The following is a 19,262-nucleotide window of genomic DNA, read 5'->3' on the forward strand; positions in this document are numbered from 1 at the left end:
GCCGCGGCCACCCCCGCCGCGTCCCCCACCGGGCGGCACCCCCGCTACTCCCGGGGGACTACCCCAGCCAGCCGGGCCGGACCAGGCCCGATTCGTAGGCGGCGACGACGAGTTGGGCGCGGTCGCGGACGCCGAGTTTGACCATGGTGCGGCTGACGTGGGTCTTCGCGGTAAGCGGGCTGACCACCAGGCGGCGGGCGATGTCCTCGTTGGTGAGGCCGAGTCCGACCAGGGCGAGCACTTCGCGTTCGCGTTCGGTGAGGACGTCGAGGCGGGCGGTGGACGGTTCCTTGGAGCGGGCGGCGAACTCGCCGATCAGGCGGCGGGTGACGCCCGGGGAGAGCAGCGCGTCGCCGGACGCGGCGACCCGGACGGCGCGCAGCAGTTCGCCGGGTTCGGTGTCCTTGACCAGGAAGCCCGCGGCGCCGGCCCGCAGCGCCTCGAAGACGTACTCGTCGAGTTCGAAGGTGGTCAGCACGACCACCCGCACGGCCGCCAGTTCGGGGTCGGCGCAGATCCGGCGGGTCGCGGCGAGGCCGTCCAGCCGGGGCATCCGGATGTCCATCAGGACGACGTCGGGGCGCAGTTCGGCGGCCCGGGCGACGGCCTGTTCGCCGTCGTCGGCCTCGCCGACCACCTCGAGGTCGTCCTGGGCGTCCAGCAGGGCCCGGAATCCGGCCCGGACCAGCCGCTGGTCGTCGGCGAGCAGCACCTTGATCACGCTTCGACTCCGTTCGTGACGAGCGGCAGCCGGGCCCGGACCTGCCAGCCGCCGGTGCCGTGCGGGCCGGCGTCCACGGTGCCGCCGAACGCGGCGGCGCGTTCGCGCATGCCGATCAGGCCGGTGCCGCTGCCGCCCGCGTCGCCGCCGCCGGGCGGTCCGGGGTCGGTGACGGTCAGCTCCAACCCGTCCGGCTTCCAGGAGAGTTGAACATCGGCGGTGCGGGCGGTGGAGTGCCGCAGCACGTTGGTCAGCGCCTCCTGGACGATCCGGAACGCGGCGAGTCCGAGGCCCGCGCCGAGCGAAGCGGCCCGGCCTTCGGTGCGGACGGTGACGGCGAGGCCCGCGTGGCCGGCCTGCGCGACCAGTTCGTCCAGCCGTTCCAGGCCGGGGGCGGGGGTGCGCGGCGCGGCGGCCCCGGGGGTGCGCAGCGTGCCGAGCACCTGGCGGACTTCGCCGAGCGCCTCCTTGCTGGTCGCCTTGATGGTGGTGAGCGCGTCCCTGGCCTGCTCGGGGCGGGCGTCCAGCAGTTCCAGGGCGACGCCCGCCTGGAGGTGGATCAGCGAGATCGAGTGCGCCAGGATGTCGTGCAACTCCCGTGCCATCCGCAGCCGTTCCTCGTCGCTGCGGCGCGCCCTGGCCTCCTCCTCGGCGGCCCGCACGGCGGCGATCTGCTCGCGCCGGAACCGGGCCAGTTCGGCGCCGACGAAGACCAGCAGCAGCCAGGCGGTGACGCCGAGCTCCTGCCAGCCCACCGCCTCGCGGGCCGGCGCCCGCAGCCAGGACGCCGGTACGACGTAGCTCAGCAGCAGGTGCAGCAGGTAGAACGCGCCGGCGCTCAGCCAGGCGGCCCGTCGCCGGCCGCGCTGCACGGCCGAGAAGAACGCCACCACCAGCGCCACGAAGGCCGGCCCGTACGGGTATCCGGCCCACAGGTAGGCCGCGGTCACGGCCGCCACGGCGGCGACGGTGAACGCCGGGTACCGCGCCCGCAGTACCAGCAGCGCCGGGCCGAGCGCCAGCAGCAGGTATCCCCAGGTGTCCAGCGGCAGCCGCGCGCTCTGGTGCCGGGCGGCGACCGTCGTCCCGGCCACCTGGACCACCGTCACCACGACGGCGGCCGCCACCGGCCATCCCGCCTTGCCGGCCCGCACCCAGACGGGCACCCACGGCTGCCGAACTTCTCCCATACCGGAAGGCTAGCGGCGCCTCCGGCCTGCACCATCGGCCCCGCGGAGCAGACACACCTACTCCCGCCGCAGTACGGGGCCGTCACCCAGCGCGACTGCGTTGGTACGGTCGGTGCCGTCCGCGACCGCACAGGAACGAGAAGAGGCCTCATGCGTGCCACCCTCCGCCGAGCCGTCATCCCCGCGGCCGGCCTCGGCTCCCGGCTGCTCCCGCTCACCAAGGCCACCCCGAAGGAGATGCTGCCGGTCGGCGACCGGCCGGTGATCGAGCACACGGTGCGGGAGTTGATCGACTCCGGCATCACCGACATCACCATCGTGGTGTCCGGCGACAAGTCGCTGATCCAGGACCACTTCCGCCCCAACCCGTCGCTGGTCGCCCAGCTGCGCGCGGCCGGCAAGGACGCGTACGCCGACGCGGTGGAGGACGTCGCGGACCTGTCCCGGCGCGGCCACATCACCTACCTGTTCCAACACGGCCCATACGGCAACGGCACCCCGGTGCTGAACGCGGCCCGCGACTTCGGCGACGAGCCGTTCCTGGTGCTGTGGCCGGACGACGTGTTCGTGTCCCCGGTGCCGCGCGCCCGCCAGTTGATGGCCGCGCACGAGAAGACCAGCGCCCCGGTGCTCGCGCTGATGCCGATGAACCCGGCCGAGTCGCACCGCTACGGCGTCCCGGTGGTCAAGGAGGACCTGGGCGACGGCGCGCTGCGGATCACCGGCCTGGTGGAGAAGCCCGACCCGGCCGTCGCCCCGTCGCACTACGCGGCGATCGGCGGCTACGTGCTGACGCCCGGTGTGGTGGACGAACTGCGCGAGCAGCACCGGCGGTTCCGGGCCGACCCGGTCGGCGAGCTGTACCTCACCGACGCGCTGAACGCGTACGCGTCCCGCCGCGCCGTGTACGGCCAGGTCATCGAGGGCCGCTGGTACGACACCGGCAACCCGCACGCCTATCTGCTCGCCCAGTTCGCGCACGCCCTCGCGCACCCGGACTACGGCCCGCCGCTGCTCGACCTGGCCCGCACCCACCTCGGCCCCGACGCCGGCTGAACCACCGCCGGGGCGAGGGACTTTCAGGGGATGCGCACCGCCCGGCCGGTGACCCGCACCCGGGTGTCCCCGGCGGCCAGTTCGACGGTCAGCAGGCCGGGCCGGCCGAGGTCCTCGCCCTGGTGCAGCGTCAGCCGGGCGGCGCCCAACTGCCGCAGGTGGCGCAGGTAGGCGCCGAACGCGGCGGCGGCCGCGCCGGTCGCCGGGTCCTCCACGATGCCGCCGACCGGGAACGGGTCGCGGACGTGGAAGGTGGTGGCGTCCTGCTCCCAGACCAGCTGAAGGGTCACCAGGTCGAGCCGGCGCATCAGCGCGGCCAGCGCGTCGAAGTCGTAGTCGAGGTCGGCCAGCCGGGCCCTGGTCGCGGCGGCCAGCACCAGGTGCCGGGCGCCGGCGTACGCGATCATCGGCGGCAGCTTCTCATCCAGCTCCTCGGCCTGCCAGCCGAGCGCGTCGAGCGCCTCCAGAACGTCCTCCGGGGCGACCTCCTCGACGTGCGGCGGAACACTCGTCAACGTCGCCGTGAACTCTCCGGACCCGGTGCGCGCCACCTCGACCGGCACCGGACCGGCCTTGGTCTCGAACAACAGCTCGCCGGGGCCGATCCGTTCACCCAGCGCCACCGCCGCGGCGATGGTGGCGTGCCCGCAGAACGGCACCTCCGTCAGCGGACTGAAGTAGCGGACGGTGCGGGTGCGCGGCTGGTCGGGCACCTCGGTGAGGAACGCCGTCTCGGAGTAGCCCAGCTCCGCGGCGAGGGCCAGTTGCCGCTCATCGCTCAGCGCGGAGGCGTCCAGCACCACACCGGCGGGGTTGCCGCCGGCGGGGTCGGCGGTGAAGGCGGCGTAGCGCAGCGGTTCGGCGGGATCGGCCTGGGTGTTGTCGCTCATGCCCCGTGAACGGGCGAGCGGGCGCACCGATTCCCGGAGGCGGTCACCGTGCGCGATTCCCGTGCGGCTCCCGGGCGCTGGCCGGACCGGCCCCCCGGAACGTACGTGCGGGGATCAACGCTAGACTGCCGCATCCGGCTCTCATAACCGTATCGAGGATAGAAGAAACATGGCTGAGGCCCACCCGAAGGTTGTTGTGGTTGTTCCGACGTACAACGAGCGGGAGAACCTCCCGATCCTGGTAGGTCGGTTGGGCGAGCTCGGCATGCCGAACCTGCACGTTCTGGTAGTGGACGACAATTCCCCCGACGGCACCGGCGACGTCGCGGACAAGCTGGGCGCCGAGTCGGGCGGCACGCTCACCGTGCTGCACCGCACCGACAAGGACGGCCTGGGCCGGGCCTACATCGCGGGCATGACGCAGGCGCTGGAGAACGGCGCCGACATCGTGATCCAGATGGACGCCGACCTGTCGCACCCGCACACCGCGATCCCCGCGATGGTGGAGAAGCTCACCACCACCGACGCCTCCGTCGTGCTGGGCTCGCGCTACGTCCCCGGCGGCTCCACCGCGTCCGAGTGGCCGTGGCACCGCAAGGCGCTGTCCGCCTGGGCGAACTTCTACGTCAACGCGATCCTGCGTCTGAAGGTCAAGGACGCCACCGCGGGCTTCAAGGCCTGGGAGGCGCAGGCGCTGCGCAAGGTCGACCTGCAGTCCGTGCGTTCCAACGGCTACTCGTTCCAGGTCGAGATGAACTACCGCGTGGTCCAGCGCGGCATGCGCATCGCCGAGGTGCCGATCCGCTTCGAGGAGCGGGTCGAGGGCATGTCGAAGATGAGCCTGGGCGTGCAGCTGGAATCGGCCGTCGCCCCTTGGAAGCTCCGCTTCGGCAAGTGACGTCCCAGTAGTGCGCCGGACGGCGCGGGTTGACTCTCCGTCAGCCCGCGCCGTTCGCGTTTCCGGATGCCTTCAGGGGGTTGCCACGGCCTGCGGGTCCTCCAGGTAGGGCTCCCAGGCGAGTTCGGCGGCCCCGACCAGCCCGGCGTGCACGACCTGCGCGGGGACGATCGGCACCCGTCCGCTGCGCCCCCACAGGCAGCGTTCGGCGACCACGGCGGCGAGCCGGTCGGGGGCGGCCGCCAGCAGCTCCTGGTGCAGGCCGCTGAGCACGATCCGGTCGGGGTTGAGGATGTTGACCAGCCCGGCCAGGCCCAGGCCGAGGCGCTCCACCAGGTGGTCGACGGCATCGGCGGCCTCCGGGTCGTGGGCCAGTTCGCGGGCCTGCGCGAGCAGCGGCCTGCCCGGGTCGGGGCGGCGCTTGGCGGCGGCGAACAGCGCGTCGGTGTCGGTCTCGGCGTTCAGGCAGCCGCGGTTGCCGCACGGGCAGGGCCGGCCGAGCGGGTCGACGGTGAGGTGGCCGACCTCCAGGGCGAGGCCCGAACTGCCGGTGTGCAGGCGGCCGTCGAGGACCAGCGCGCCGCCGACGCCGCGGTGCCCGGAGGTGACCAGCAGCAGGTGCCGGGCGCCCTGGCCGGCGCCGTGCCGGTGTTCGGCGAGCGCGGCCAGGTTGGCGTCATTGGCGACGGCGGTCGGGAGCGCGGTACGGGCGCGCGGCCCGAGGTCCGCGCCGGCCACCTGTTCGGCGAACAGCTCGGCGACGGGGGTGCCGGACGGCCAGTCGAAGTGCAGCGCGGCCAACGCGGTGCCGTCGGGCTCGGTGACGGGGTTGGGCAGCGCGAGGGCGAAGCCGAGGACCCGGCGGCGGCTGCCCCGGGCGAGCCGCGCGCCCGCCTCGGCGGCCGCACCGAGCAGACGGGCGGGCGAGGTGTCGGCGGGCAGCGGCAGGTGGACGGCCTCCAGCAGCCGGCCGCCGAGGCCCGCGAGCGCGGCGGAGACGCCGTCGGCGTGCAGCTGGGCGGCGAGCACGGCGGGGCCGGGGTCGGCGATCGCGAGCCGGTGCGAGGGGCGGCCGCGGCCGCCGCCGGCCGGGCGGGAGTCGACGCTGATCAGGCCGAGCGCCTCGAGTTCGGCGGTGACCGCGCCTGCGGTGGCGCGGGTGACGTCGAGGGCGCCGGTGAGCGCGGAGCGGGTGGGGGCCTGGCCGGTGTGGATCAGGCGCAGCGCCGGGCCGAGCAGGGTACGGCCGCGGTCGGGGGCGGTGCGGCGCGGGGTGCTCACGGCGGGGCTCCGGTTCGGGCTTGAAGGTGTGTGCGGCACTCCCCTATTCTGACTTTGTGCCGCTACTGAACAAAACAGAAGCCCGCTCCTCCTCCCTTGGCTCTCCGTCCGGCCGCAGCTCGACCTGGTCGGCGGCACGCCTCGCCCTCACCGCCTTCTTCGCCGTCGACGGCTTCCTGTTCGCCGCCTGGGTGGTCCGCATCCCCGACATCCGCGCCCAGGTCTCCGCCACCCACAGCGCACTGGGCCTCGCCCTGCTCTGCATCTCGGCCGGCGCGGTCGCCACCATGGCCCTGGTCGGCCGGCTCTGCCTGCGCTTCGGCTCCCGCCCCGTCACCGTCGCCTCCCTCGGTGTCCTCTCCCTCGCCGTCGCCCTGCCCGCGCACACCCACTCGGTGCTCGCCCTCGGCGCCGTCCTGCTGCTGTTCGGCGCCGGATACGGCGCCGCCAACGTGGCGATGAACAGCGCCGCCGTCGACCTGGTCACCGAACTCCGACGGCCCGTCATGCCGAGCTTCCACGCCGGCTACAGCCTCGGCGGACTGCTCGGCGCCGGAGCCGGCGGCCTGCTCGCCGGCTCCGTGAGCACCGCCTGGTCGCTCGCCCTGGCCGGCGCCCTCGGCCTGGCCGTCACCGCCATCGCCGGCACCGCCCTGCTCCGCGCCCCGGCCGCCCGCCCGCGCCCCGCCTCCGCCCCTTCCGCCTCCCCCTCCCGTCAGCTCGGCCGTGCTCGCCTGCTCGTCCTGCTCCTCGGCCTCACCGCCCTGTGCGACGCGTACGGCGAGGGCGCACTCGCCGACTGGGCCACCCTCCACCTCACCGACGACGTCCACGCGAGCGCCGCCCTGGCCGCCGCCGGCTACGCGGCCTTCGCCTTCGCCATGACGGCGGGCCGCCTCTCCGGCACCTGGCTCACCGAACGCCTCGGCCCCACCCGGGTCGTCCTCTTCGGCGGCCTCGCCGCCGGCGCGGGCATGACCACCGCCGCCCTCGCCCCGTCCGTCCCCGCCGCCCTGGCCGGCTTCGTCCTGGTCGGCCTCGGCCTGGCCAACATCTTCCCCCTCGCCATCGCCCGGGCCGGCGCCGCGGCCGGCCCCCAGGGCGTCGCCACCGCATCCACCCTCGGCTACGCCGGCATGCTCCTCGGCCCCCCGGTCATCGGCTTCCTCGCCGACGCCACCTCCCTCCCCCTCGCCCTCCTCACCGTCGCCACCACCTCCGCCGTCGCCGGCCTCCTCTCCCTCACAACCCGCCACCACCGCACCCCCTGACGGCCCGCCGCATCAGGCCGCCACACCCAGCTCGGAGCGGCTCCGTCGCAGAAAGTCCCTGACAGCGGGCTCCCGCTGCCAGGGGCCGAGGGCGGCGTTGAACTCGCGGACGTAGTCCAGGGCCCGGGCGGATCGCACCGCGCCGAGGACGTCGACGGCGCGGTGGCCGAGGGCGAGGCCCTGGTCGACGTCCCTGGCCTGGAGGTGCGCGGTCCCGACGATCGCCAGGCGCATGCCGACGGAGCGAGTGAACGTCCCGGTCGGCATGGCGGCGGCCCGGTCGTTCCAGGCCAGCGCGGCCCGGGGGTTGCGCAGGTCCCGGAACACTTCCACGGCGTCGGCCGAGAGCCGGGCGTGCTGGTAGAAGTCGATCCAGTCGGGCTCCTCGGCACCGTCGCGCGCCCGGTCGAGCAGGTTCTCGGACGCGGCCAGGGCGGCCGAGGCGGCCTTGGCGTCGTTCTCGCGGGCATGGGCCCTGGCCTCGATCAGCTTGGTGAACGCCAGCACCCTGGGGGCGGCCGTGCCCTTGGCCCGCTGGTAGGCGCCCTGGGTCATGTCGATGGCCTCGCCGGCGAAGCCCCGCAGCAGTGTCTGCATCGCCATCGTGGTGAGGACGTAGCAGCCGAGCTGGACGTCACCGCCGGCCCGGGCCAGGCGGAGGGCCTGGATGAAGTGCCGCTGGGCCGCGTCGTGCTGCCCGGTGTCGAACGCGGTCCAGCCGGCCAGCCGGGACAACTCGGCCGTCACCGCGAACAGTTGACGGCCGACCTGGTCATCGAACGAGCCGTTCAGCAGCGGGACGGCCCGTTCCCGCAGGCAGGCGGTGACGGAGTTGGCCTTCCAACTCCCGCCGCCGTACCGGGAGTCCCACCGTCGGGCGTCGGCGGCGGCCTCCCGCAGTTCCGCGAGGTCGGCGACCCCGACCCGGCCGCGGCCGCGGTGCGCCGCGTCCTCGTCGGCGGGGGTGACCAGCCAGCGGGTGACCGGGGTGGTGAACGCGGAGACGGCGAAGCCCGTTCCGGCGAGGAAGTCACGGCGGTTCACGGAACTCCAGAACAGGACGGCGGCGCGGACGGCCTCGGCGGGCTCTCGCCGGAAATCCAACCCCACCGAGACGTCCGGTGTCTGCGCCCCCGCCATCCCGATCTCCGCCAACTCCACGGGCCGGCCGAGCCGTTCGCCGATCGCCTGGGCCAGCAGCCTGGGCACCGGCCAGTCGGGGACCATCCCGCGACGGCACCAGTTCGCGACCGAGGTGTGCGTGTAGCTGGTGGCCATCCCGGCCTCGAGAGCGAGCTGGTTCACCCGGTGGGCCAGCGACTTGTTGCTGGCCCCCGCGCACTCGCCGATCATCCGGGCCAGCGCGTCGTTGGGCGGCTTGGCCCGGCGGGTGGTCGACGCCACGGCATCCCCTTCGTCCAGTGCGGCTCGGCGCGGACGTCGCACCTGGCCAAGTACGGGAGTTCGTACACCCGGTACCCGACGCCGGATCCACCGAGGGTAGTTCCGTCCCGCTCACGGTGGGCCGCTTCCGCGAGTTGTGAGCCCCCTTGCGAGCCCTCCCCGAACCCGCCGCCACCGCGCTTGCCTGGTGTCCCGCCCTCCCGGAAGGACACCTCCATGAAGCTCACCGTGATCGGCTGCGGCTACCTCGGCGCGACCCACGCGGCCGCACTGGCCGAACTCGGCCACCAGGTCCTCGGCATGGACACCGACCCCGCCAAGGTCGCCGCCCTGAACCAGGGCCGGGCCCCGTTCGTCGAACCCGGCCTGAACGACCTGCTCACCAAACACACCGCCGCCGGCAACCTCCGCTTCACCACCTCCTGCACCGAGGCCGCCGCCTTCGCCGACCTCCACTTCCTGGACGTCGGCACCCCGCAGCAGACCGGCAGCAGCGCCTACGACCTCACCCAACTCCGCACCGCCGTCCGCCACCTGGCCCCCCTGCTCGACGACGGCGCACTGATCATCGGCCGGTCCACCGTCCCCGTCGGCACCGCCACGCAGCTCCGGCACCTCCTGGACGAGCACCTCCGCGACGGGGTCCGGGCCCGCCTGGCCTGGTCACCGGAGTTCCTGCGCGAATCCCGCGCCGTCCAGGACACCCTCCGGCCGGACCGCATCGTCCTCGGCCTCGAGGACGGCGACACCACCGGCGAAGCCCGCTTCCGCGCCGTCCACGCCGACATCCTGGCCACCGGAACGCCACTTGTCGTCACCGACCTGCCCACCGCCGAACTGATCAAAGGCGCCGCCAACGCCTTCCTCGCCACCAAGATCTCCTTCATCAACCTGATGGCAGAACTCTGCGAACACACCGGCGCCGACGTCCGCCACCTGGCCCACGCCCTCGGCCACGACCCCCGGATCGGCCCCGCGGGCATGCGCCCCGGCCTCGGCTACGGCGGCGGCTGCCTACCCAAGGATCTCGCCGGATTCACCCACCGCGCCGAAGAACTCGGCACCGACACCGGCCTGCTCCGCGAGGTCGCCTCCATCAACCAGCACCGCCGCGAACGCACCGTCGCACTCGCCCACGAACTCCTCGACGGCACCGTGACCGGCCGACGGATCGCCATCTGGGGAGCCTCGTTCAAACCCGGCACCGACGACACCCGCGACTCCCCCGCCCTCGCCGTCGCCGACGCCCTCCAGCGAGCCGGCGCCGAAATCACCATCCACGACCCGGCCGCCCTCGAGAACGCCCGCCGCGCCCACCCCCAACTCGCCTGCACCGACGACCCGGTCCACGCCCTCACCGACGCCGACCTGCTGCTCCACCTGACCGACTGGCCCCAGTACGCCGCCCAAAACCCGTCCGACGTCATCAAGCACATCGCGGTAGCCACCGTCCTCGACGCCCGCGGCACCCTCGACGCGAACCGCTGGCGGACGGCCGGCTGGTCCTTCCACGCCCTCGGCCGCCGCTGAACACCTCCGCGACACAGCCCCCACGAGGGGGCCCTCTGTCGCTCACGGCCTCAGACGTCGCCGAAGACAATGCCTGGGCCCTGAGCAGATCGTAGAGTTCCCGACGCTCAACAATGTCCTGGGTATCTTCGAAGACGGTTCCCGCCCGGCTGCTCTCCTCGTACGCAACCTGCATGCCGTCGCCACCGCACGACGGGGTGCTGGGCACCCTGGGGCCTGAGCCGGACAGCGCGGAGTCGGTTCCGGCGGCTCGGGAACTCGACGAGCGGGCGGCCGCCGTCCCTCTCGTATTAACAGGCCGCGGCGGCGAGGCCCAGCAGTTCCGAGATCCGTGCGAGGGTGTCCGGTCGGCCGTCGGCCAGCACGGTGGCGATGCCCAGCTCCTGCGCCGGCGGCAGGTTCGCCGGGTGGTCGTCGACGAAGACGCAGCTCTCGGCGGGCAGGCCCATCCGGTCGAGCACCAGCCGGTAGATGGCGGGGTCGGGTTTGGCGAGGCCTTCGAGTTCGGAGATCACGGTCACGTCGAACAAGTCCCGGACCCCGCACGCCGCGTAGGGGTCGAACGGGTCGAGGCCGAAGCTGTTGGACAGCATCGCCACGGTGCGGCCGGCCTCCCGGGCCGCCGCAGCCAGTTCGATCATCTCGGTGGCCGGCGAGACACGTTCCCAGGCCCGGCCCATGAGGTTCTCGTGCTCGGTGAGTCCCAGGATCGGTGCGGTCAGCCGGTTCCACTCGGACTGGCTCAGCCGGCCGACCTCGAGTTCGGCGTACAGCTCCTTCACCACCGGGTGGGTGGTGAGCGTCCGGCGCCAGGCGTCCGCGTCCAGCCCCTGGCTCAGGCTCCACCGGCGGAGCATCGGCGCCGGGTCGGGTGTCAGCACGCCCACGAAGTCCAGGATCAGGCCTCGGCATGCCGCTGGGGCACCGGTGTCGGGCATGGCCGTCCTTCCGCTCGAAGCCACCCATCACCGTACTGGGCCCGCACCTGCGGGAGAAGTGGACAGGCGGCCCGCACGCCCCCACGCGCACGGACCGCCGTCCCGTCAATTGGCCTCCGGTCAGGGCTTGTAGAGCTTGCGCGACGCTCTGCAGCGCGCCCTTCGGGTCGAGCTTCACCACGTACTGGTTGCCGTGGCAGCGACCCAAGATCCACGAGGGAGCATCCTGCCCCACTCGACAGCACTCACCACACCGATCCGGCCCTGCCGGTTGCCGGTGTTGTCCACCTGTGACAGTCGTTGCAGCCCGTGCCACCCACCGGAGTCAGCTCCCGGCCCCGGCCCGCCCGTTCACATCCGACGGTTATGCCTCGGGGGCGGCGCTCTCGCCGGGCAGGCGGAGGTCCCAGCCGACCAGGGCGCGGAGCTGTTCGGCGGTGACGCCGTCGGGGACGGGGCGGGGGGCCTCGTGGCGGAGGGGGGGCTGCCAGCCGGCTTCCGGGTCCCAGGTGCGGACCTGGCGGGCGGGGGCGCCGGCCACCACCGCGAAGTCGGGGACCTCGCCGGAGACCACGGAGTTGGCGGCGACCACCACGTTGCGGCCGAGCCGGGCGCCGGGCAGGATCACCGCGCCGGTGCCGATCCAGGAGCCGGCGCCGATCGAGACGGGCTCGTTGCGCGGCCACTGCTTGCCGATCGGCAGTTCGGTGTCGCGGTACTCGTGCGCCTGGTCGGTGATGTAGACGTTCGGGCCGGTCCACACGTCGTCACCGAGCACGATCTGCTGGTGCCCGACGATGTGGCTGCCGCGGCCGATCACGCAGCCGCCGCCGATCCGGACGATCGGCTCGGGGCCGAGGTCGAGCCCGGGCAGGAAGCCGGCCGAGATGGTGACGCGTTCGCCGATGATGGAGAACGGGCCGATGGTGATCCACTGTTCGTTGAACACCGTGCCGAGCGGGAACGCCAGCTTGGTGCCGTCACCGAGCTCCCCGAACCGGTACGGCCCGGGGTTGCGGTTGCTGACGGCGCCGGCGTCCTGCACCCAGCGCCAGCCGCGGTGCACCGCGCGCCCGGCCGCCCGGCGCGACCTCTCGCGGACGGACCCCAGCAGCGCGCGGACGATCGACATGCGCTCACCGTATCGGCCGGTGGCGGCCCGCGACGGGCAACGGGACCAAACTCACACCGGCCGGTAACTTCCGACGTACCGCCAGCTCAGCGCACCCGGCCGACTCGGCCCGACCAGAAGGCTCAGCGCACCCAGCGCGCCGGCCGCTTCTCCAGGAACGCCCGCATGCCCTCCTGCGCCTCCTCGGAGCCGAACAGCCGCGCGGACTGGGCGACCAGCTCCTCGGTGTGCCGCTCGAAGGACTCCCGGACGGCGGCGTTGGCAAGGTACTTGGACTCCGCGAGGCCCTGCGGCGAGCACAGCCGCAGCGCGTCCAGGATGGTCTTCAGCGCGGCGCCGGTGTCGTCGGTGGCCTCGGTGACCAGGCCGATCCTGGCGGCCTCGGCGGAGTCGAAGGTCTCGCCGGTGAGGTAGTAGCGGGCGGCGGCGCGCGGCTCCAGCTTCGGGCGCAGCGGCAGCGAGATGACGGCGGGGGCGAGGCCGAGGCGGGCCTCGGTGAAGGCGAAGGTGCAGTCGGGTCCGGCGACGGCGAGGTCGCAGGCGCCGACCAGGCCGAGTCCGCCGGCCCGGACGTGGCCGTCGAGGCGGGCGATGACGGGCTTGGGGCAGTCGACGATGGCGCGCTGCAGGGCGACCAGGCCGCGCGGTCCGACGGTGGGGTCGTCGCCGGTGGCCTCGGAGAGGTCGGCGCCGGCGCAGAACACCCGCCCGGTGTGGCCGAGGACGACGGCGCGGACGTCGGGGTCGGCGGCGGCGTCGGCGAGGCCCTGGGTGAGTTCGGCCATCAGCCGGGTGGAGAGCGCGTTGCGGTTGTGCGGGGAGTCGAGTTCGAGGGTGGCGACGGCGTCGGCGGTGCTGCGGCGCAGGAGGGGCGCTTCGCTGGTCATCTGGGCTGGTCTGCCTTCCGGCTGAGGGTGGGTCGGACGGTATCCGCCTGCACCCTGGCACGACAGCGCCCCCGCTGGCCAGTATCAGGTGCGTACACACCCTCAACTCTCTTAAGGTCTAGACCTATTGACTGTTAACCGTCAACCTGGGTTGAGTGCTCGGCACACCGCTCGTTCCCCCCACAAGGAGTGGCCGATGTCCCCCATCCGAACCACCCGAACCGTCTTTCACCGCCGCCGCCCGCGCAACACCCGCGGCCGGATCGCCGCCCTGCTGACCGGCGCCCTGGCCGCCACCGGACTCGCCGTCATGGTGCCCGCCTCCTCCACCGCGGCCACCGCCTGCGCCACCCCGTACGCGGCCTCGCAGGTGTACACCGGTGGCATGACCGCCTCGTACAACGGCCACAACTGGAACGCCAAGTGGTGGACCCAGGGCGAGACCCCGAGCACCGCCGGCAGCGGAGTCTGGGCCGACCAGGGCGCCTGCGGCACCGGCGGCGGCACCACGCCGAGCCCGAGCCAGAGCCAGACCGGCGGCACCGCGAGCCCGAGCCCGAACCCCACCGGCACGGTCTGCGCCTTCCAGATCTGGGTCGCGGGCACCCAGTACACCACCGGCACGGTGGTCAAGTACGTGCCCAACGGCCAGTTCTACGTCGCCACCCACGACAACCCGGGCTACGACCCGACGATCTCCACCTGGTACTGGAGCCCGTCCAACTGCGCCACCGACACGCCGTCCCCGAGCCCGACCACGACGACGCCCAACCCGGGCGGGTTCGTGGTCTCCGAGGCCCAGTTCAACCAGATGTTCCCGAGCCGGAACCCGTTCTACACGTACAGCGGGCTGGTCGCGGCGCTGAGCGCCTACCCGGCGTTCGCGGGCACCGGCTCCGACACCGTGAAGAAGCAGGAGGCGGCGGCCTTCCTCGCCAACATCAGCCACGAGACCGGCGGGCTGGTGTACGTCGTCGAGCAGAACACCGCCAACTACCCGCACTACTGCGACACCACCCAGCCCTACGGCTGCCCGGCCGGCCAGGCCGCCTACTACGGGCGCGGGCCGATCCAGCTGAGCTGGAACTTCAACTACAAGGCGGCGGGCGACGCGCTCGGCATCGACCTGCTGAACAACCCGAACCTGGTGCAGACCGACGCGGCCGTCGCCTGGAAGACCGGCATCTGGTACTGGATGACGCAGAACGGCCCGGGCACCATGACCGCGCACAACGCCATGGTCAACGGCAAGGGCTTCGGCGAGACCATCCGCTCCATCAACGGCTCGCTGGAGTGCAACGGCGGCAACCCCGCGCAGGTGCAGAGCCGGATCAACGCCTACACCAGCTTCTCCGCCATCCTCGGCGTCCCGACCGGCTCCAACCTGAGCTGCTAGGACGACGAACGGCGCGGGTGACGTTCCTCGACGAACCGTCACCCGCGCCGCCGCAGCCCCGGAAAGAACTCAGCGCCGCCGCACCACCAGCGTCATCCCGAAGCCCGCCGCGGCGAACAGCGCGCCCAGCAGCAGCCAGCCGACCGTCCCGTTGGCGATCACCACCGAGGTGATCAGCACCGGGCCGAACATCATCGCGCCCGACATGCCGGTGTTGAACACGCCCTGGTAGGCGCCCTGCGAGTGCTCCTTCGCCAGGTCGTAGCCCAGCGCCCACGCACCGGCCTGGCTGTACACCTCGCCGAGCGCCTGGAGTCCGACGCCGGCCGAGATCACCAGCGCCGCCACCCAGCCGGGCAGGCCCGCGGCCAGCGCCAGCACCGCGCAGGAGCCGGCCACCAGCAGCGCGCCGCGCCGGAAGACCCGGGCGGCCGCGCCGATCTCCTCGGTGCCCCGGGTGGCCCGCACCTGAAGGGCGATCACCAGCACGGTGTTGACCAGCAGCGCGCCGGCCGCCATCCAGCGCGGCGCGTCGGTCTCCCGCACCACCCACAGCGGCACGCCGACCTCGATCATCACGAACTGCAGCGTGATCACCGCGTTCAGGCCGGTCGCCGCCAGGTAGCGCCCGTCCCGCAGCACCGCCAGCATCCCGCCCTCGGCCTTCGCCTGCGCGGCCTGCTCGGCGCTGCGCCGCGGGACGGGCACCATCAGCAGGTACATCACCGCGATCACGCCGTACGTCACGCCGTCGAACAGCAGCGCCGTCAAGTACGCGCCCCGGCTGTCGAGTTGGAGCACCGCAGCGGCGGCGACGGTGCCCAGCCCGATGCCGATGTTGGTGACCGAGCGCAGGTACGCCCGGCCCGCCACCCGGCCGTCCTGCGGCAGCACCTCGGCGAACAGCGCGCCGCGCACTGCCATGCCGCCCCGGTCGGTGGCGGCCACCAGGCAGGCCAGCACCGCGAACACCGCCAGGTCGTGCACCAGCACGTACCCGACCGAGCACACCCCCTGCGCCACCAGCAGCACCACCAGCACGGGCTTGGGCCCGAACCGGTCGGACAGCCAGCCCGCCGGCATGCCCGCCGCCAGCCCGAACGCCCCGGCGACGGTCAGCACCACGCCGACCTGCGCGACCCCGAACCCGAGGATGCGGGTGAAGAACAGCACCGACAGGGTCATCGACAGGCCGTTGCCGGCCGTGTTGATCAGGGTGATCACGGACAGCCGGCGCAGCACCGGGTCCTGGGGCAGCAGCCGGGCGAACCGGCTGGGGGCATGGCTGGGCAACGCGGCCTCGTCGGCCGCGACTTCAGTGGCGGTCATGATCCGATCAGACCGGGTACGGAGCGCTCATGGTATTGATTTAGCCCGGGTCTGAATCCACGGCCCGGACGGGGGCACACCATGACGTTGCGGTTCCGGCTGGGCCTGGCCGATCTGGCCGGCACGTACTTCACCTGCTCGCCGCTCCAGGAGACGGTGCTCAGCCTGCGGATGTGGACGCACCCGGGCCAGTACCCGCACGGGGCCGCGTTCGAGGCGATGCGCCCGGCCTTCGAGGCACTGCCGGCGGCGCCGCTGCTGCGCGCCCTGGTGGCGAGCAACAAGTACGTGCCGGACTTCATGACGCCCCGCCCGAGCGTCCCGTTCCCGGACTTCGCGGCCGAGCTGGCCGTCGTCCGCTCCTTCGAACCGGCCCGGCTGCGGCGCGAGTTGGAGATCACCTTCCTGCCGCACGACCGCGCTATACCGCCGCTGCTGGCCGCCTACGACGACCGCCCGGCGGAGCTGATCCAACTGATCGCGGACGCCCTGGAGCAGTACTGGACGCGGGTGCTGGAGCCCAACTGGTGGCCGCGCGCCCGCTCGGTGCTGCACGCCGACATCGTGCACCGCGCCCGGGTGCTGGCCGAACGCGGCGCGGCCGGCCTGTTCGCCGACCTCGACCACCGGCTGCACTGGACGGACGGGGTGCTGACCATCGACCGGAACTGGGGCTACGGCGACCTGGACATCGTGGTGGACCGGCGCGGCCTGGCCCTGCTGCCGACCTGCTTCGCGCGCGGCGCGATCACCGCGATCGGCCCCGACCTCACTCCGTCGATCAGCTACCTGGCGCGCGGCCAGGGCAACCTGACCGGCCCCGCCGACCCGCCGCCCGCGCCGCAGGCCCTGGAACAGCTGCTCGGCACGCCCAAGGCCCGCCTGCTCACGCTGCTCCAAGAACCCACCGCCACCACCGAGTTGGCCGTCCGGCTGGGCGTCACCCCGGGCGCCGTCAGCCAGCACCTCTCCGTCCTGCACGCCACCCGCCTGGTCACCCGCGCCCGGCACGGCCGCCGGGTGCTGTACGCGCGCAGCCCGCTCGCCGAACAGCTCCTCGGGCCCTGAGACCTCGTCAGCAGAACGCCATGACCGCGCCGGTCTCCACCGAGTGCCGGGCCGCCCGCATCAGCAGGAGGCAGATGAACGACTCGGTGCCGTAGCGCCTCCAGCCCTCGGGCGCCGGGTCCTCGCCGTCGAGCACGGCGGTGACCTCGTCCGAGTGCGGGTCGAGCTCCTCGGGCAGACCGAGCGCAGCGGCCACCACCTTCAGCTCCGCCAGCAGCCGCACCGAGGACCCGAGCATCCCGCCGGACAGCTCCTCGTCGATCAGCACCGGCCCGAAGTCGACGGGCACGTAGTAGCCCTCGCAGTCGGAGTGGTGGATCAGGTGGTCGAACGGGCCGGCCGGGTCGTCCGGGATGTCGTAGTACGCCTCCTCCAACTCCCGGTCGTCGGTGGCGCGTTCGTCCTCCGCCAGCGGCTCGGGCAGCTGCCCCTTCGCGGCCAGGTGGGCCGCGACGCGGCGCAGCGTGTGCAGCCCCGAGTACCCCCACACGCGGTCGCTGAACCGCGGCCCCGCCTCCGGCTCCTGCCAGGTCGGCAGGCCCTCGCGCTCCAGCACGGCGCGGATCGTCACGCACTCCGCGCGGAACCACTCCGCCACGTCGTCCTCGGCGCCGACCAGCGCCCCCACCATCACGTCGAGTCCCATGCCGAGGATGCTGCCAGCCGGCACCGACAACCGGCGGATCCCGTCGTCAACTCCCTTCCGGTACATCACGGTTGGGTAACGGCAGCTCCTTCGTGTGACCGCGCGCATCCCCGCACCCGTGTAGAGCTCAGAGCCGCGTTCGAGCGGGTCCGCATGGCCGGCGTGCGCAGATGACGACAGAAGGTGAGTCAGAGAATGAAGGACTTCCGTACGGACCTGAGTGACGAACTGACCGCGCTGACGCCGCCGCCCCTGGGTGACGTGGTGGCGGAGGCGACCAGGAAGGGCCGCCGTGCCCGCCGGGTGCGGACGGTCGGGCAGGTGGCCGGGTCGGCGCTGGCGATGGCGGCCGTCGCCGTGCTGGTCGGCGGCCAGTTGCACGGCGCCGGTGGCGGGAACGGGCTGGTCGGCCCGGCGGCCGGCGGCGCGCCCGCCCTGGCCGCCTCCGCGGCCTCGACCCCGTCGCCGGCGGCGTCCGGCGCCCTGGTCCGGGTGAGCGGCGCGGCCGTGCTCTCGACGGTGCTGGACTCGCTGCCCGCCGGCCTGGAGACCAGCGGATACGCGGCGAATGACGCCACCGAGGCGCACGACAAGTACGCCGCCGACGTCCCGCTCGCCCAGGTCAACGTCCGGACTCCCAAGGGCCTGGGCATGATGCGGGTCTTCGTCGGCACCGCGTCCCCCGACGCCAAGTGCTCGACCAGCGACGGCTGCCACCGGGACAAGTACGGCCAGCAGGTCCGGGTCCAGCACGTGGACGACAACTGCATCCAGAACACCGTGGTCACCGTCCGCCACGCCGACGGCACCGCCGTCACCGTGCAGATGGCCAGCTGCCTGGCCTGGGACGGCAAGGCGAACCTGCCCGGGGTCGTCCCGCTCACCGAGGAGGCCGCCGCCGAACTGGCCGGAAACCCCGCTTTCCACAACATGATGACCCCCGCCCAGGGCGCGGCCGCGGCCGCCCGCTTCCCGGCACTCCCGCAGATCGGCTGACCTGCCCCAGTGCGGCCCCGGGCCTCCGGGGCCGCACTCCCTGCCGGGAATCCATCGCACGCACGATCGGGGAGCATCACTGGTGCGGAAAGAAGCAGAGTTCACCGCGTTCGCCGAGGCCGGGGCGGTCAGGCTGCGCCAGATCGCCTACCTGATGTGCCGCGACTGGCACCTGGCACAGGACCTCACCCAGACGACGCTGACCAAGATGTACCTCGCCTGGCCGCGGATCACCCGCCGGGACCTCGACCCGTTCGGCTACGCACGCAAGGTCCTGCTCAACAGCCTGCTCGACCACAAGCGCCTGCGCAGCACCGGCGAGGTGGCCGTCGATCAGATCCCCGACCGGGCCCCCGACACCGGCCACCACGGCGCCTCGGCGGACATCCGGCTCACCCTGATCGACGCTCTCGCGCTGCTCACCCCCAGGGACCGGGCGATCGTGCTGCTGCGCTACTGGGAGGACCACACCGTCGAAGCCACCGCCGAGATGGTGGGGGTCAGCAACTCCGTGGTGAAGACCCAGAGCATGCGCGCCCTGGCTACCCTGCGGGCCCACCTCGGCGAGGACCGCGCCGACCTCTTCGCTTCCTGAGGCTTCGCCCCGTCCCCGACCCCCCGCGCCCCGC

At 73.2% G+C, this 19,262-nt stretch carries 18 protein-coding genes; 8 read left to right on the forward strand and 10 right to left on the reverse strand.

Annotation, left to right across the window (positions count from 1 at the left end; all coding sequences use genetic code 11):
- Positions 1–58 precede the first annotated feature (58 nt).
- Both ACFYS8_RS33600 and ACFYS8_RS33605 read right to left on the reverse strand, forming a co-directional pair.
- On the reverse strand, positions 59–721 hold the full coding sequence (locus tag ACFYS8_RS33600) for a response regulator (protein WP_387648595.1): 663 nt from the start codon (positions 719–721) through the stop codon (positions 59–61).
- Positions 718–1,911, reverse strand: a complete 1,194-nt coding sequence (locus tag ACFYS8_RS33605) for a sensor histidine kinase (protein WP_387648597.1) — start codon at positions 1,909–1,911, stop codon at positions 718–720. Before ACFYS8_RS33605 ends, ACFYS8_RS33600 begins: the two co-directional genes overlap by 4 nt.
- 150 nt (positions 1,912–2,061) lie before the next feature.
- Between ACFYS8_RS33605 and ACFYS8_RS33610 the strand changes: the two genes are divergently transcribed.
- Positions 2,062–2,967: a UTP--glucose-1-phosphate uridylyltransferase gene (locus ACFYS8_RS33610; RefSeq protein WP_387648599.1), complete on the forward strand. Its 906-nt coding sequence runs from the start codon at positions 2,062–2,064 to the stop codon at positions 2,965–2,967.
- 23 nt (positions 2,968–2,990) lie between these two features.
- Here ACFYS8_RS33610 and ACFYS8_RS33615 read toward each other — a convergent pair whose 3' ends face one another.
- Positions 2,991–3,857, reverse strand: coding sequence for a PhzF family phenazine biosynthesis protein (locus ACFYS8_RS33615; RefSeq protein ID WP_387648602.1), 867 nt, complete (start codon positions 3,855–3,857; stop codon positions 2,991–2,993).
- Positions 3,858–4,026: 169 nt separating this feature from the next.
- Here ACFYS8_RS33615 and ACFYS8_RS33620 point away from each other — a divergent pair, with 169 nt between their 5' ends.
- Positions 4,027–4,755 (forward strand): polyprenol monophosphomannose synthase, encoded by a 729-nt coding sequence (locus tag ACFYS8_RS33620; RefSeq protein ID WP_387648604.1) that lies wholly within the window; start codon positions 4,027–4,029, stop codon positions 4,753–4,755.
- Between the two features lie 72 nt (positions 4,756–4,827).
- On the opposite strand, the gene ACFYS8_RS33625 is transcribed toward ACFYS8_RS33620, so the two are convergent.
- Entirely contained in the window at positions 4,828–6,036 is a 1,209-nt protein-coding gene (locus tag ACFYS8_RS33625) for an ROK family protein (RefSeq protein WP_387648606.1), read from the reverse strand.
- A 56-nt stretch (positions 6,037–6,092) separates the two neighbouring features.
- Between ACFYS8_RS33625 and ACFYS8_RS33630 the strand changes: the two genes are divergently transcribed.
- A complete protein-coding gene (locus tag ACFYS8_RS33630; RefSeq protein ID WP_387648608.1) occupies positions 6,093–7,307 on the forward strand; it encodes an MFS transporter in 1,215 nt (404 codons plus the stop codon).
- Between the two features lie 12 nt (positions 7,308–7,319).
- Here the strand turns inward: ACFYS8_RS33630 and ACFYS8_RS33635 are convergent, their stop codons facing one another.
- Positions 7,320–8,711: a sporulation protein gene (locus ACFYS8_RS33635; RefSeq protein ID WP_387648611.1), complete on the reverse strand. Its 1,392-nt coding sequence runs from the start codon at positions 8,709–8,711 to the stop codon at positions 7,320–7,322.
- A gap of 216 nt (positions 8,712–8,927) precedes the next feature.
- Between ACFYS8_RS33635 and ACFYS8_RS33640 the strand changes: the two genes are divergently transcribed.
- On the forward strand, positions 8,928–10,241 hold the full coding sequence (locus ACFYS8_RS33640) for a UDP-glucose dehydrogenase family protein (RefSeq protein WP_387648613.1): 1,314 nt from the start codon (positions 8,928–8,930) through the stop codon (positions 10,239–10,241).
- 290 nt (positions 10,242–10,531) lie between these two features.
- Here ACFYS8_RS33640 and ACFYS8_RS33645 read toward each other — a convergent pair whose 3' ends face one another.
- From ACFYS8_RS33645 to ACFYS8_RS33655, 3 genes are all read right to left on the reverse strand, one after another.
- Positions 10,532–11,179 (reverse strand): HAD family hydrolase, encoded by a 648-nt coding sequence (locus ACFYS8_RS33645; RefSeq protein ID WP_387648615.1) that lies wholly within the window; start codon positions 11,177–11,179, stop codon positions 10,532–10,534.
- 364 nt (positions 11,180–11,543) lie between these two features.
- Complete coding sequence (locus tag ACFYS8_RS33650) at positions 11,544–12,311, reverse strand: acyltransferase (protein ID WP_387648618.1); 768 nt, start codon at positions 12,309–12,311, stop codon at positions 11,544–11,546.
- A 122-nt stretch (positions 12,312–12,433) separates the two neighbouring features.
- Positions 12,434–13,198, reverse strand: a complete 765-nt coding sequence (locus ACFYS8_RS33655) for an enoyl-CoA hydratase family protein (RefSeq protein WP_387648621.1) — start codon at positions 13,196–13,198, stop codon at positions 12,434–12,436.
- 262 nt (positions 13,199–13,460) lie between these two features.
- Between ACFYS8_RS33655 and ACFYS8_RS33660 the strand changes: the two genes are divergently transcribed.
- On the forward strand, positions 13,461–14,594 hold the full coding sequence (locus ACFYS8_RS33660; protein ID WP_387648677.1) for a glycoside hydrolase family 19 protein: 1,134 nt from the start codon (positions 13,461–13,463) through the stop codon (positions 14,592–14,594).
- 69 nt (positions 14,595–14,663) lie between these two features.
- On the opposite strand, the gene ACFYS8_RS33665 is transcribed toward ACFYS8_RS33660, so the two are convergent.
- Positions 14,664–15,923 (reverse strand): MFS transporter, encoded by a 1,260-nt coding sequence (locus ACFYS8_RS33665; RefSeq protein WP_387648624.1) that lies wholly within the window; start codon positions 15,921–15,923, stop codon positions 14,664–14,666.
- Positions 15,924–16,004: 81 nt separating this feature from the next.
- Here ACFYS8_RS33665 and ACFYS8_RS33670 point away from each other — a divergent pair, with 81 nt between their 5' ends.
- Complete coding sequence (locus tag ACFYS8_RS33670; RefSeq protein ID WP_387648627.1) at positions 16,005–16,991, forward strand: ArsR/SmtB family transcription factor; 987 nt, start codon at positions 16,005–16,007, stop codon at positions 16,989–16,991.
- Positions 16,992–16,998: 7 nt separating this feature from the next.
- Here ACFYS8_RS33670 and ACFYS8_RS33675 read toward each other — a convergent pair whose 3' ends face one another.
- Positions 16,999–17,637, reverse strand: a complete 639-nt coding sequence (locus tag ACFYS8_RS33675; protein WP_387648630.1) for a hypothetical protein — start codon at positions 17,635–17,637, stop codon at positions 16,999–17,001.
- A 195-nt stretch (positions 17,638–17,832) separates the two neighbouring features.
- Here ACFYS8_RS33675 and ACFYS8_RS33680 point away from each other — a divergent pair, with 195 nt between their 5' ends.
- Positions 17,833–18,633 (forward strand): hypothetical protein, encoded by an 801-nt coding sequence (locus ACFYS8_RS33680; RefSeq protein WP_387648632.1) that lies wholly within the window; start codon positions 17,833–17,835, stop codon positions 18,631–18,633.
- Between the two features lie 82 nt (positions 18,634–18,715).
- Positions 18,716–19,228 carry a SigE family RNA polymerase sigma factor gene (locus tag ACFYS8_RS33685; RefSeq protein ID WP_387648635.1) on the forward strand — a complete coding sequence of 171 codons (513 nt, stop codon included), beginning with the start codon at positions 18,716–18,718 and terminating at the stop codon, positions 19,226–19,228.
- Positions 19,229–19,262: the final 34 nt, after the last annotated feature.

Origin of the sequence: Kitasatospora sp. NPDC004615 (assembly GCF_042873545.1) — a bacterium.
In the GTDB taxonomy this organism is placed as follows: domain Bacteria; phylum Actinomycetota; class Actinomycetes; order Streptomycetales; family Streptomycetaceae; genus Kitasatospora.